The sequence below is a fragment of the Ruegeria sp. YTSA072 genome (genome assembly GCF_059610285.1).
The window spans coordinates 52,477-65,875 of the sequence record NZ_JBXWNI010000003.1; the positions used below are offsets into that span (position 1 = coordinate 52,477).

13 protein-coding genes and 1 pseudogene are annotated in these 13,399 nt (G+C 54.7%); 5 read left to right on the forward strand and 9 right to left on the reverse strand.

Features of this window, described 5'->3' with window-relative positions:
• Positions 1 to 117 precede the first annotated feature (117 nt).
• The 3 genes from AC2FIB_RS07030 to AC2FIB_RS07040 are packed head-to-tail and all read left to right on the forward strand — an operon-like array spanning position 118 to position 2,329.
• A complete protein-coding gene (locus AC2FIB_RS07030) occupies positions 118 to 1,212 on the forward strand; it encodes a pyridoxal phosphate-dependent aminotransferase (protein WP_496736127.1) in 1,095 nt (364 codons plus the stop codon).
• Complete coding sequence (locus tag AC2FIB_RS07035; protein ID WP_496736126.1) at positions 1,212 to 1,760, forward strand: decarboxylase; 549 nt, start codon at positions 1,212 to 1,214, stop codon at positions 1,758 to 1,760. The genes AC2FIB_RS07030 and AC2FIB_RS07035 overlap by 1 nt, the downstream gene beginning before the upstream one ends.
• Positions 1,757 to 2,329 (forward strand): thiamine pyrophosphate-dependent enzyme, encoded by a 573-nt coding sequence (locus AC2FIB_RS07040; RefSeq protein WP_496736124.1) that lies wholly within the window; start codon positions 1,757 to 1,759, stop codon positions 2,327 to 2,329. The genes AC2FIB_RS07035 and AC2FIB_RS07040 overlap by 4 nt, the downstream gene beginning before the upstream one ends.
• On the opposite strand, the gene AC2FIB_RS07045 is transcribed toward AC2FIB_RS07040, so the two are convergent.
• The 4 genes and pseudogenes from AC2FIB_RS07045 to AC2FIB_RS07060 all read right to left on the reverse strand — a co-directional run bounded on the left by AC2FIB_RS07045 (position 2,316) and on the right by AC2FIB_RS07060 (position 5,539).
• Positions 2,316 to 3,206: a LysR substrate-binding domain-containing protein gene (locus AC2FIB_RS07045; protein ID WP_496736122.1), complete on the reverse strand. Its 891-nt coding sequence runs from the start codon at positions 3,204 to 3,206 to the stop codon at positions 2,316 to 2,318. The genes AC2FIB_RS07040 and AC2FIB_RS07045 overlap by 14 nt on opposite strands.
• A 119-nt stretch (positions 3,207 to 3,325) precedes the next feature.
• A complete protein-coding gene (locus AC2FIB_RS07050) occupies positions 3,326 to 3,904 on the reverse strand; it encodes a helix-turn-helix domain-containing protein (RefSeq protein ID WP_282154130.1) in 579 nt (192 codons plus the stop codon).
• Between the two features lie 264 nt (positions 3,905 to 4,168).
• Positions 4,169 to 4,437 (reverse strand): annotated as a pseudogene (locus AC2FIB_RS07055) (transposase family protein); the annotation flags it as partial.
• Positions 4,438 to 4,672: 235 nt separating this feature from the next.
• Positions 4,673 to 5,539, reverse strand: a complete 867-nt coding sequence (locus AC2FIB_RS07060) for a LysR family transcriptional regulator (RefSeq protein WP_496841845.1) — start codon at positions 5,537 to 5,539, stop codon at positions 4,673 to 4,675.
• Between the two features lie 96 nt (positions 5,540 to 5,635).
• Between AC2FIB_RS07060 and glyA the strand changes: the two genes are divergently transcribed.
• Complete coding sequence (glyA, locus tag AC2FIB_RS07065; RefSeq protein WP_496736119.1) at positions 5,636 to 6,943, forward strand: serine hydroxymethyltransferase; 1,308 nt, start codon at positions 5,636 to 5,638, stop codon at positions 6,941 to 6,943.
• 955 nt (positions 6,944 to 7,898) lie between these two features.
• Here glyA and AC2FIB_RS07070 read toward each other — a convergent pair.
• From AC2FIB_RS07070 to AC2FIB_RS07090, 5 genes are all read right to left on the reverse strand, one after another.
• Positions 7,899 to 8,912, reverse strand: a complete 1,014-nt coding sequence (locus AC2FIB_RS07070) for an alpha/beta fold hydrolase (RefSeq protein WP_496736117.1) — start codon at positions 8,910 to 8,912, stop codon at positions 7,899 to 7,901.
• Positions 8,913 to 8,931: 19 nt separating this feature from the next.
• Positions 8,932 to 10,371, reverse strand: a complete 1,440-nt coding sequence (locus tag AC2FIB_RS07075; RefSeq protein WP_496841846.1) for a glutamine synthetase family protein — start codon at positions 10,369 to 10,371, stop codon at positions 8,932 to 8,934.
• Positions 10,372 to 10,475: 104 nt separating this feature from the next.
• The gene (locus tag AC2FIB_RS07080; RefSeq protein WP_108859955.1) at positions 10,476 to 10,874 is read right to left on the reverse strand and encodes a cupin domain-containing protein; all 399 of its coding nucleotides are present in this window, start codon (positions 10,872 to 10,874) and stop codon (positions 10,476 to 10,478) included.
• Between the two features lie 4 nt (positions 10,875 to 10,878).
• Positions 10,879 to 11,313, reverse strand: a complete 435-nt coding sequence (gene gloA, locus AC2FIB_RS07085) for a lactoylglutathione lyase (RefSeq protein ID WP_496841847.1) — start codon at positions 11,311 to 11,313, stop codon at positions 10,879 to 10,881.
• Between the two features lie 19 nt (positions 11,314 to 11,332).
• Positions 11,333 to 12,424, reverse strand: a complete 1,092-nt coding sequence (locus AC2FIB_RS07090; RefSeq protein WP_496841848.1) for an aromatic ring-hydroxylating oxygenase subunit alpha — start codon at positions 12,422 to 12,424, stop codon at positions 11,333 to 11,335.
• Positions 12,425 to 12,947: 523 nt separating this feature from the next.
• Between AC2FIB_RS07090 and AC2FIB_RS07095 the strand changes: the two genes are divergently transcribed.
• On the forward strand, positions 12,948 to 13,394 hold the full coding sequence (locus tag AC2FIB_RS07095) for an Lrp/AsnC family transcriptional regulator (RefSeq protein ID WP_200833196.1): 447 nt from the start codon (positions 12,948 to 12,950) through the stop codon (positions 13,392 to 13,394).
• Positions 13,395 to 13,399 lie beyond the last annotated feature (5 nt).

Consider the following 13,399-nt stretch of genomic DNA (forward strand, 5'->3'; position numbering starts at 1 on the left):
CTGAGTCACAGTCTTCATAACATAATTTTTTTGAAAGTGAATTGCTTAAAACACGACTCTATGTGATATATGGTGAAAATTGCCATTACCGCCCTCTGGCGGTGCCGGAGGAGTTGGATGGGCATTACCCTCGCAAAATCAGGAATAGGCAGGATCAAACCTCATATGGTTGGTGGAGTATCTGCTGACGTTCCACCGCCTGCGATTCTTTTGAACTCGAATGAAAGCGTGTTTGGTCCCAGCCCGTCTGCCCGCGCTGCTGCTTGTGCGGCAATCAGCAATGTCGAGCGTTATTTGGAAAACCCTGACGATATCCTGGCCCCGGCGATTGCTGCGCAGTACGGGTTGGATGCGGCCCGGATCACCACCGGACAGGGATCGGACGATCTGCTGGCTCGTCTGGCCCGCGCCTACCTAGGGCAGGGCACCGAGCTGATCCGCAGCGCCAATGGCTATCTCAAGGTGCCCAACTATGCTTTTGCCAACGATGCCGAGGTGGTGTCGGTGGCGGATGACGCATTCAAACCTTCGGTCGACCGGATGATCGATGCGTTGACCGAACGAACCCGGATCGTCTACCTCGCCAATCCGGAGAACCCGGCAGGCACCTATCTGAACGGCGCAGAGCTGCGGCGCCTGCATGCCGCGTTACCGGAAAACGTTCTGCTGATCATCGATGCTGCCTATGAGGAATATGTCGATGCGGCGGATTATGAGCCCGCGCATAAGTTGGTAGAGGCTGCCAAAAACGTGGTCATGTGCCGGACGTTTTCCAAGATATTCGGGCTGGCTGGGGCGCGTGTTGGTTGGATGTACGGGTCCAGCGATGTGGTGGACAATGTACGCCGGATCGGCCTGACCTTCCCGGTGGCGTCCTCTTCGGTCGCAGGGGCTGTTGCGGCGCTGGAAGACACGGCACATACCCGTTTCGTGCGAGAGACCAATTTGAACAACCGGGCCTGGATTAGCGCCGCGTTAGTGGAAATGGGTCTGCATGTTGTCCCAAGTCAGGCCAACTTCGTGCTGGTTCATTTTCCGAACCCCGGAAAATCTGCCGAAGCAGCCGATCTTTTCCTGCGCGGACAGGGGATTGCTGTACGCCGGTTCGCCTCACCCGCCTATCGTGATTATATTCGCATCACCATTGGTCACAGGCATGAACTGCAAGCGGCACGGGATGGGCTCGCCGCATTTCTGGACGGAGGTACCTGATGGTTGCGTCCCCCCTACCGACCGAATGTACGCCGCAGGTCAAGCATCCGTCCGGTGCGGCTATCATCGCTGCTATCAAGGCGGCGGGTGTCGGCGAAATCGTAGCATTGCCAGATATCGTTACCAGTGACGGGCTGCTCTGGCCGATCTCGCGAGATCCCGAATTTCGCCTGACCCGTATCTGCAAGGAGGATGAGGGCGTCAGCATCTGCGGGGCGATGTCCTATAACGGCACGCGCGCGATCCTGATGATGCAGCAAACAGGGCTGATGGATTCATTGAATGCGATCCGGGCCATTGGCGTCGATTATGAACTGCCGGTCGTTATGATGGTCGGTCTGCAGGGTAAGGAGCCACATATTCACCCCGACCAATCTGCCTCTTACGGGGTGCGGATTGTTCGGCCAGTGTTGGATGCGATGGAACTGTCACATTCCCTGATCGAATGGCCAGGGGACGAGGCTCATATCCCGCAGGCGATTGAAGCGGCATATGCAACTTCGAGACCCCATATTTTCCTGATCGGCCGAGCACCGGAGGCATCATGACCATGCACCGCGACGCAGCGCTTAAGGCCCTGATCCCTCATATCCTCGAGGACGATATTGTTGTTGCCGTGTATCAGAGCTGTTTCGACTGGCTTGCCTTGAACCCGCGCGACCTTAATTACGTGGCCGTCGGGGCGATGGGGCAGGCGTCGTCCCATGGTCTGGGTCTGGCGCTGGCCAATCCTGACAGGCGGGTCATCGTTCTGGATGGCGATGGCAGCCTGCTGATGAATCTTGGGACATTGGTGACGATTGCCAATGCAGGGGTGACGAACCTCTATCATTTTCTGTCGGCTAACCGGGTCTATGAGGTGAACGGGTGGCATCCCCTGCCTGGTGCGGATAGGGTTGATTTCGCCGCCATGGCCTGGGCCGCCGGGTATGCCAGTGTGCAGCGCTTTACCGAGCTGGATCAGTTTTCAGCTGCGGTGCCTCAGGTTCTGTCATCCACCGGTCCGCAATTCGTCTCGATGGAACTGACGGCGGGTGCCCCTTACCCTCGGGACTACGCCTATATCCACAGCGCGCAGGCGCGAGCCAGTTTTCGCGAGGCGCTTAATCGTCGCTGATCTGCGATTGCACGATCTTCAAAAAGGACTGTCCCACGGCGGACAAGGGCTTGTTCTTGGACCAGAACAGGACTGCTCGAAACGTCAGAGGCGCCGCAAAAGGCAGCGCGACACAATCGGGAATGGTTTTGAGATAATCCAGGCTTGCTCCGACAACCGAAACTCCTAGACCGCGCGCGACCAGACGGCACACTGCGTCGGTAGTGCGGGTCTCATACTGCATCTGACGTGAGATGCCTTTGGCCTCAAAAAACTGGTCAATCTCAAACCGGAAGCGTGAGGACGGCATATATGAGATAAAGCTCTTACCCGCCAGGTTCTGCGCCTGAACTATGGTTTTCTCTGCCAGAGGATGGCCGGTTGGAACGACGCAACAGACGTCGCTGTTCCGGATAACCAGGCTGTCAAAGGACGGGTTGGCGGGTTGGGTTGTGGTGATCCCGAAATCGTAATTCTGCGAAACCATCCATTCGACGGCGTCATCGCTGGGCGCGATTTCCATTCGGGCCATGGCTTTTGGCCAAGTAGCTGAAAACTCCTGAAGCAGATCCGGAGCAAGCTGAGAGGACACCCCCGGCGTGATCACCAGGTTAAGCCGCGCGTGACCGAACTTCCCAATGGCTGTGGCGGAATCCTTTATGTGCTCCATGCCGCTAACGGCCTGCCGAACCTCTTCCACCAGCAAGCGTGCTTCATCCGTGGGTACCAGGACCCGGCCCGAGCGCTGAAACAGCTGAAAACCGACTTCGGCCTCGAAATCCGAGATCAGGCGGCTGACCGCGGGTTGTGAGATGCCCAGCATCGCTGCCGCTTCGGTTACAGTTCCGGTGGAGACGACGGTTCGAAATGCATCAACCTGTTTGAACGTAATTTTCATGGGGGCTCAGTGCCTGATTGGGATATGCGGTTGGATTATTCATAGTTTCACATAATACAAGAATGTGAAACGGTCCGGGTAGGTTATACGGCTCGAGGGTGTCAAATTGCGGTCTGAATTTACTGCGGGCGAGTTGATACAGTGATGAATTCGATCTCATCCGACACGATCTTGCAAAACCCGTGACGCAGCTTGGCATCAAAGCTTAGGGTATCGCCAGTTGCCATAACAAAATCCTCGGTGCCGCACCTGTATATTGCGTCGCCCATTATCATGTAGAGAAAAACACAGCCTTCGTGTTGGTAACTGGGCAATGTCCCAGATTGGTCCTTTGAAATGGTAATACGGGCAGATTGAAACAGACCTCCCGGTCCGCCATGTTTACCAAGTAAAAGGTAGTTATGCACGTGGCCCTGCGTAATACGCCGGGACATGAGACCTTCGCCTGCTTTGACGTGATGTACGTCGGCCGAAACTTCCGTGTCCGCAAACAAGGCCATCAGAGGAACATTCATCGCGTCCGCCAATGCCTGTAGCGTGCCAAGAGACGGAGAGACGCTACCGTTTTCAATTCGGCTGATCATCGAGGTCGAGACCTGCGATGTTGTCGCCAGCTCAGAGAGGATCAGATTGCGTTCCTGCCTTAGCCTTTGTAAGGTTTGCCCGACTTCACGCTCGATATCTCTTTGTTTGATCACAGTTTTCAGTGCCGATACTGCTGTAGTTGCATAGAAGATTGTTTGCTTTAGTTGTGTCAGTTTTTAGCATTCAGTCAATTGGTCTTTGTCAGGTTATTGAAGGCCACTCAGCAAAGTTACTATACGCCATGCTGAAACTACCCGGCTTGATTTGCAAAGTGTTCGCATCAAGTACCCTGTCACCGAAGGCAATCGACCGGAATCAAGCTTAAGGGTTTTGCCAAGTTATTAATATAATGTTGAGAAGCATTAGCACCGGTGTGATCAAGCCGACATTTCCGAGATATAGCCATCCCATAGGTTGAATGCTTCGGAAGGCGCGTGGCGGTTTGAGTTTGGAGTTAGTTGATATCGGCGGGGACGGAAGAACAGATTGATCTGTCATCCGCGGACAGGCACCTCTGTGCCTGATATTGAGATTTGAACCTGCCGAAATTTTTTTCTCGGTTGCGTGTCGGTGGATGCGATACTTTGATCGCGTTGTTTGGACTTTTGCGAGCACGATGTTCAGCGTCCGGTACCAGTTTTGCAATAGAGGACTCTGGCCATGGATGCCAGGGAACCGCATACTTTGTTGTTCCGGAAGTGGACTCGTTTCGTAGACTACTCCAAGGGCTCATGGAGGCCGCTCCGAATTCGCTAGCGAATGGGGGAGAATGACTTTCTATATCGCCACCGACTGATTGAGTGGGCAGGGCTCCCCTAGCTCTGAGGGCGAGTTAAGAAGCAACATATCGATTGGTTGCTGGATGTCTGGAATGGACCGATCTACGACAGCATCGACAAAACCTGTTGAGTTTCGGTTTTCTGTCTGGAGGCATCAGGGATTTGGTAAAAAAGAAAACGGCCGCTAAGGCATGAATGTTCGCTTGCCGGCCTAAGGGAATTATTGGCCAGCGCATCTTCGACTAGGCAGAGATGTCCCATCAATACGCCAGCGCCTGCCTTCGCCTCTTCTACGGCCAAACTATAGAGCGAAAACTGCGGGCCGTTTTGTGGTTCTTTCAGAGTAACGCCAGTTGCCTCTGACCAAATGCTCCAGTCATCGGCCCATGTCTGATCTTGAAGAAGGATCATTGTATCAAGCGCATCCCTGCGCTCCGAAAGTTCTGGTGCGCAAACGGGAACGATTTCATCGGCACAAATGGGGATTTGGGTGTCAGTTCCGTCAGGATCTCCGATGAAAATCGCCAGGTCGAACAGTTCCCGTGACAGGCTAGGCGGATGCTCCATCGCCGTGACCGAAAAGTTGATTTCGGGAAAATGCACCCTGACCCGGCTCAACCTTTTCGGCAACCAAAGCTGCGCGACAGATGGAAGGGCCGCAATATGAAAATCTGCTTTGGGCTTGAGGTCGCGCAGCGCGCGCGTGGCATCCGCCAGCCCGTCGAAGGCGGATGTGAAGCTTGCTTCCAAAGACGCGCCTGCCTTGGTCAACGCGATGCCCTGCGCGTTGCGGCGAAACAGCGGGGTGCCCGCCCAGCTTTCAAGTGTTTTGATATGCTGCGATATCGCGCCGGGCGTGACGTTCAACTCCTCTGCTGCGGCGACAAAGCTGACATGCCGCGCCGCGGCCTCAAAAGCACGCATGGCATTCAACGGAGGCCCTTTAGGGCGCTTGGGCACTACGCTCATTTTCCTAGCCTTAGTTTTTCTACGCCAAGAAATAGCAAATCTGATTTGCGCTGTCACGGTTTCACCGTCAAAACATCCTGAAAAGGAGGACGGCCAATGACACTTGCAGAACGACACTGGGTGCCAAGCACAAGCGAAACACTGGTTCAGGACATCGTACGGAAAACGTCAACTGCAACATCTGACGGTCTTCTGGCGCGGATCGAAGCACTGTCCGAACAGAACCGCATGATCCACGAGGATGAGTGCTTCAACCTCAACCCCGCAACCAACGTGATGAACCCCAAGGCCGAGGCGCTTTTGTCCTCAGGCATCGGATCACGCCCGTCTTTGGGCTATCCCGGTGACAAATACGAAATGGGGCTGGAGGCGATTGAGGAAATCGAAGTGATCGCCGCCCAGCTCTGCGCGGATGTCTTCGACGCCAAATATGCAGAGGTGCGTGTGCCTTCTGGCGCGATTGCAAACCTCTATGGCTTCATGGCGACTTGTAAACCAGGGGACACGATCATCGCTCCCCCCGCTTCGATCGGAGGCCATGTCACGCATCATGTTGCTGGCTGTGCGGGTCTCTATGGGCTACGCACTATCGAAGCTCCGGTCAACGCTGATGGCTATACCGTCGATCTAGAGCGGTTGCGGGCTTTTGCCTTGGCCGAGACGCCTAAGCTGATCACAATTGGTGGCAGTCTGAACCTGTTTGAACATCCTGTGGCTGAGGTACGTGCGATCGCGGATGAGGTTGGCGCCAAGGTCATGTTCGACGCCGCGCATCAATGCGGTATTATCGCGGGGCGCGCGTGGTCGAACCCTCTGACCGAGGGCGCGCATTTCATGACAATGAGCACCTACAAGAGCCTTGGCGGACCCGCGGGCGGGCTGATCGTGTCCAATGATCCCGCAATCGCACAAGCCTTGGATGCGATTGCCTTTCCCGGCATGACCGCAAATTTTGACGCAGCAAAAACCGCGGCATTGGCCGTCACGATGCTCGATTGGAAAGACTTTGGTGCGGCCTATGCGACGGAGATGATCGCCATGTCGCAAGCCTTGGCTGTCGCTCTGGATGCGCAAGATGTGCCTGTATTTGCGGGCGCCCAAGGGTTCACCAATTCTCACCAATTTGCAGTCCTGGCTGAGCCCTTTGGCGGCGGGCAGGCGGCCTCGAGGGTTCTGCGCCAAAACGGGTTTCTTGCTTGTGGAATCGGCTTGCCGTTGGCGCCGGTTGAGGGGGATATGAATGGTCTACGGATTGGCACACCAGAGCTTGTCCGCTGGGGTTTGACGTCGGCGGATGCCGAGCATCTGGCCGCTTTGATCAAACGCGGGTTGAGAAACGAGCAGGTGGGCGTTGATGTTGCGTCCTGGAGACGCGAATTTCGAAAGCTCTGCTTTGTCCATTAACAGCATCCGGGCACCGGAGCCGCCGCAGCAAGCATTAGAAAAGTCACAAATACATAGAATCGGAGCATGTCCAGATTTCGCATACGCGGCGAATGGCAGGTAAGCCGTCTGCAACCGCATCATTGAAATGATGTGGCCAATGTCCGGATTGGACCGGGCATGTCGATGGTTCAGGAGCGACAGGGTGGGGGAACCGCACTGCGGCGAATGTCTAATAGGAACCCATATTGCCAAATGCTGCTCAATGCAGGAATGACTGCTTGCGCGATCACCGCTAAACAATCAGAAATCAAACTGAGTGTTTCAAAGCTAATTCACCACAATTTCAAAGTAGCAGCCTTAATCGGAACTCCTCACGCATCAAACACATAGGCAAACCGGATATTGTCCGTTGCCAATTACATATGCAATGCCGGCTTGACCACGGCGCACATTTTTTAGTCAGAGTTTCAACCGGAAAACCAAGAAAACCATGTGCTGGGTGGCAACGGTCTTTGCGACCGGCCAACAGCGGTGAATTTTTTGATCATAAGCTCTGCCGTCTCAACGTTTTAAGGTCCCCTAAGAAGGGAATAACAGTGAAGGCGCCAAAATTTGGAATGCGATTTTGTAGAGTTTCAAGATTTTGAAGGGCAGCCGTATCACCCGCCCATTTTTGATGTCGGTCAGGTGCGTACTAAATTGATGAAGTACGCGGGCGTTCTTGAATGGTCTTGGGGAGCTATTCCGGTGAGGTGACGCGGAACACCATTTGATCATAAACCTGCCAGCGTGGTGTCGAAATTTAGAGAATCCTAGCATAGTAGACCGAGCTTTGCGCTGGAGGCGTTCGCTTATGTAGTAAGTTTTCGATGAAACAGATGCGTCGCTTACGCAAGGGACCATTGCCGCCCTTCTCTTGAAGGAAATACGTTTGCTAGTGAATGCGCACGGCCCCCCAGTTATTCACCAAGCGTTACTCTTCTAAAAGTTCCCGAATATTGGCATCTAACTGCGCCGTGAAACCTTTGTCATTGCCTGGGTTGGCAGCGCAATGGCCCCAAGGGGAATTGTAAGGGCGGAAGATGGCGCGAGGTATGTGGCGGGCCTCAATTTCATTGTCCACTGGTGGGAAATAGAGATCCTGAGTACAAGGCATCAGAATGGCACGAGCCTTGATGGCACCTAGCGCCAGTTTGTAATCCCCATTGTAAAGCGACCCGGTTGAGATGTCGCCTGCCTGCCATGTGGCAAGCTTTGCCAGTAAGTTGTTGGCATCCCAGCCCTGCACATGGTTCTGTTCCCAATCCTGCATCAGCTCTTCTATCGATTGGAATCCCAGCTGCTGATATAGCCCCTCGCGATAGAAGGTCTGAGAGAAGGCCCAGCCTGCATAAACTCGGCCAAAGGCGCTAAGTCCGGCCTCAGGGGGGCTGTCATAATTGCCGCCGTTCCAATTCTGATCCGCGCAAAGAGCAGCCTTGACCCCTTCGAGGAAGACAAAATTATGCGGCGAGGTTTTGGCCGAGGCGCAGAAAGGCAGGATCGCCTGGACCATGTCCGGGTATTGCGCCGCCCACTGGTAGGATTGGCAGCCCGCCATTGACCAGCCAGCGACTAGGGCGATTTTCTCGATCCCCAGGTGATCATGGATCAACCGATGCTGGGCAGCGATGTTGTCCCACATCTGCACCAGCGGAAATCGCGGGCCGTCCTGCGGCGCGGGCGTATTCGATGGCGACGATGAGCGACCATTACCGAACAGGTTCGGGCTGACGATAAAATGGCGGCTTGGATCAATCGCGCGACCCGGGCCAAAGAACCCCTCATTACGGGAATTAGTGCCGGTATAAAAGGTGGGCAGAACGATGACGTTGTCACGGGCGGCCGACATTGTACCGTAGGTCTGATAGGCAAGCTTGGCATCCTTCAATACCTCGCCCGACAAAAGCGGAAAGTCGCCCAGCTCGTAAATCTCAAAATCCGGCACCACCCGATCCTTTCCTGGCTTAGTATAGCCGCAGATATTCCTGCACTTCCCAATCGGTGACCGATTGGTGATACCGCTCCCACTCGTCGTTTTTGTATTCGAGATAGGAATTACGCATCACCGGGCCCATCACATGTTCCGCCATGGCATCGCCACGCAAAGCCTCAATCGCGTTATAGAGTGTTCGCGGCAATCGGCGGATTCCGAGCTCGGCAAGTTCAGCTTCGGTCTTTGAGTAGAGATCAAAATCCGTTGGTTCGCCCGGATCGGTCTTTTCTTTGATCCCCTTCACACTGCAGCTCAGATGCATCGCCATTGCCAGATAGACGTTCATGGTCATGTCGCAGGCACGGTTTTCGATGCAGTGACGGCTTTGCGGCAGGCGGAACTGGGCCGAGCGGTTGTTGAAGCCATATGTGATATTGGTCGGAGCCCAGGTGACGGTGCCGCCTTCAAAACCGCCAACGCGCGGCACCAACCCGTTATAGGAATTCACGGTCGGACAGGTGATCGCCGTGATTGCTTCGGCATGCTGCATCAGCCCGCCTACGGCCCAGCGGCTTTCGTCGCTCCAGTCGCCTTCAGGGGTCTCAAAAATGTTTTCGCCGGGGCGACTTTCATGCTGCATCGACATGTTGATATGCGCCCCGGACCGCCAGTCCCCCACAGTTGGCTTGGGCATGAAGGTCACAAACAACCCATGCTGTTTGGCCACCTCTTTCAACGTGATGCGCAGAAAAGCCAACCGGTCGGACATTTCCAGCAGGTTGGTATAGTGGAAATCAAGCTCAAACTGGGAATATGCGCCCTCGGCCACCACGTCATGCAGGTTCCATCCCAAACCTTCGATGATGTCGATCAGGGTTTTAAGGAATGGCATCGAGTCGATGGAATACTCAACATCATAGCCAAATGCCTGACGACGCGGACGAAGCCCATCTGCAGGGTCATCGTCAAATGCCTTTACCGGCTGCCCGGCGTCGTCATATTTCATCACGATAAACTCGGGTTCTACCCCGGCGTAACCAGTGTACCCTTCCAGCGCCGCCTCGTGCATGGCGCGTTTCAGGGCCTGACGCGGACAAACGTTGTAAGGAGCGTCTTCCCAGTAGAGATCCGAGAAGATGATCGCCATCGATGTGTCCCACGGACAGACGTAGACGGCATCGAGATCCGGAACCACCACCTGATCGCTGTCGGCGGGGCTTAGCTCGGGCACGTAAGAAATCGAATGCACCGCGAACTGTGGCCCTTTCCCAAGGCATAGCAGTTCAAAATCACTCATTGGTACGGGTTTGGTTTTTGGAATGCCGTGCAGGTCAATCCAGGCGGCCATCACGTATTTGACGCCGGCCTCTTCCAGACGCTGCCGTACTTCTGCGATACGCGGGCGGTTACGCTCAACAGCGTCGTGGAAAGTCTCGTAGTAGATGCGGGTGCTGGCATTATCCTTGGGCATTCGGCGTCCTCCCATCGAATGGCAATCAGATTTGGTTCACCGAGGGTGACCCCTCAGTGTTGGTACTGGTTTCGGGTTATTCTGTCGCTCAGCGGTTAAGATGTTCAGCCGGGGACAAAATCGTCAGGGTCGATGCCCGGAACCTGCGTGATCCCGGCAAGCTGTTTCCAGTTGTGGGGGTAGGCGGCATAGAAGATCACGCATTTGCCGTCCGACTCGTAGGAAATGTGGTTGTCCTTGGGGACAAACAGCACGTCACCACGATTGCAAACATAGCTTTTGCCATCGCAAACAAGTCGGAACGTGCCCTCAAGGCAATAAATGATCTCGTCGCAGGTCAGATCCCAAGGCACCTTGATGTTGTTCAGGACGTTGATGCCACCGCACATGGACTTGCTGAATTCGCTGGTGACCATCGGTTTGATGTAGGTGTCGCTGTCGCCCATCGAGTCGTAGCGATTTTGAACCAGATCGAATTTGAAAAGTTGAGGTGTGTCACCCATTTGGTCAGCCTTCCTGTGCCAGGTGTTTCAGTATGGATTCATTCAATTCGACCTTGTAACCATCGGGGTCCTCGCAAAAGGCGATGACCCTTGTGCCGTTTTTCATTGGCCCCGGTGGGCGGGTGATGTTTACCCCCGCCGCTGCCAGCTGTTCACACGCGGCATAAACATCCGGCGTTTCGATGCAGATGTGACCCCAGCCGTCGCCTTTGTCATACGGCGTGCCCTGATCCCAATTGGCGGTCAGCTCCAGCATAGGAAACTCGGCCTCAGGCCCATAGCCGATAAAGGTATTGGTGAATTTGCCTTCGGGATAATCCGTGCGCCGCTGCACTTCCATACCCAGAATTCCGCAATAGAAATCCAGTGACTTCTCCATGTCGGTGACCCGCATCATCGTATGGGCCAGACGAAACCCTTTGGATATGGACTTGTTCATCGATATTGTTCCTTCTTGCTTAAGCACCGGCCACGTCGCGCTCGATCAGATCCTGGAAGGCGCGCACGCTGTCCTCCCAAGCGGGCGACAACAGGCCCCCATCCTCGGCGACCGGGGATTTGCGGCCTTCAAACATGCGTTCAACCATCTCGTGATCTTCCTTGTGGACATCCCACCAAAGGTTTCTGAGGGCTTGTATTTCCTCGGCGCTCAGCTCCTGACCTTCTGTCGTGTAAAGTGCTCGGTACTGGCGCATCTTTCCGGGACCAATGGGCACGTTCAGATAGACGCCCAGCTGATCCGGAAAATAGCGGCCCAGAATGAAATTGGGGTACAGGGTCAGATAGCGAGAGCTGACACCCAGACTGCCGGATGTGCCCAATTCTTCGTTCAGATCCACGGCGCTGCCGATGCAGGTGCCATCGGTGATGGTATAGTGGTTCTCCAACGGCTGATCAGTGGTTGAGGCATGGACAAACTGAACGTGGTAGGGCTCGATAAAGTTCTCCATGATCAGCTTCCAGTTGGTGCCAATCTCACCAAAGTCGAGTAGGCCAATTGGTTCCACTCTGGTGAAATCCATCCCCTCCAGCCGGCTGATCAAAGGCGCGGCATAGTCTTCGAAATCAGGCGCGTTCCCATCCAGATTGACGAAAATCCAATCATGCCAGACATGGGTGCGTACAGGCTTGAGGCGATGATTTTTGATGTCAAAGCCGTCGAACTCCTGCTTACCAGTTCCGGCAAAATGAGGTGCAGCCCGCAGGCGGCCATCCAGGTCATAAGCCCAGGCATGATAGGGGCAGCGGATCAGCTTGCCGACGTTCTTAGGCTTGTCGACCAATGTCATGCACCGGTGCAGGCAAACATTGTGAAACACTTGGATGTCGCCATCACGACCGCGCACCGCCAGCAGTGGCAAGTTTGCGCAGGTGACCGGATGAGCGTCGCCGGGGTTTGCCATCTGATGCGCAAACCCGATGAATACCCAGTTCTTGGCCAGGACAGTCTGGCATTCCCGTTGCCAGAACTCTTCGCTGCGATACGCCCCGGCGGTCAGCCCGTGTTGAGGCCCTCCAACGGGCTGGGCTCTATCCTCGGCAATTGTCATTTGTCCTCCCTTCGACACTGCCACCTGTACCCGTCGGTCCAGCGACAGGCGCATGGTTTTTCCGTTTCTCGCGGTCTTCCTACTTGCCGGCTTTGTCCCGCCGCGCCGGGACTTGAGGTTTCGACTGCGAATATCGCATTTTTCGTCTAGCGATATTTCGATTTTCGCGACTAATTGGGATTTTGGGGCAAGAATCGGAAATGATCTGGTCAAAAAGCGGCATGATGGTACGAATTTCGAATAACGAGGTCGTGTGGATTGCGAGAGTCGCAATTCCAACGGGATTTTACAGAAAATATGGCAATAGGCCCGCGTCACCGTCCTTGGAAGCTGCGGTGTCCAGGGCAAAGGATGTCGTTTTCTGCACTTCCTGCCACAGAATTCACAGGGGAGAATTGCGGATTTCGATGTCCTCACCTAGTCTCAGCTACGAATGCAGCAATCGAGCATCGGGTATATGGCAGTCAAAAAGCAATCAAACATGCGCGCCACCGCACAGAGCATTAGGTCCCCAAAGGATGACTTGAACCAACAGATCATCCGGCTGTTGCAGCAAGATGGTCGGATGGCTTTTTCGGAAATTGCACAGCAGTTGAATGTGTCCGAAGGAACCATCCGCAACAGGGTGAGCGGTCTGCGAGACAATAACATGTTGCGGATCGTCGCGATGTCGGATCCCGTGGCCACAGAGTACACAACCGACGCGATGATTGGGTTGAATGTGGCCGTTGGCGTGACCCCACGCCAGGTGGCGGAGCGGCTTGAAAAGAACCCTCGGGTTGTTTTCATTCTGTGGGTCGCGGGTCGATATGACCTGATCATTGAATTGGTCAGCGACGATGATGACGCATTGAAGGAATTTTTGGAGCATGAAATCCACGCGAATGACGATATCGCCAATGCCGACGTTATGCCGGGGCTGAAGAACTTCAAGAATCAGTTCCTGCTAAAGCAGGATGTGAGGGAATGATTAGG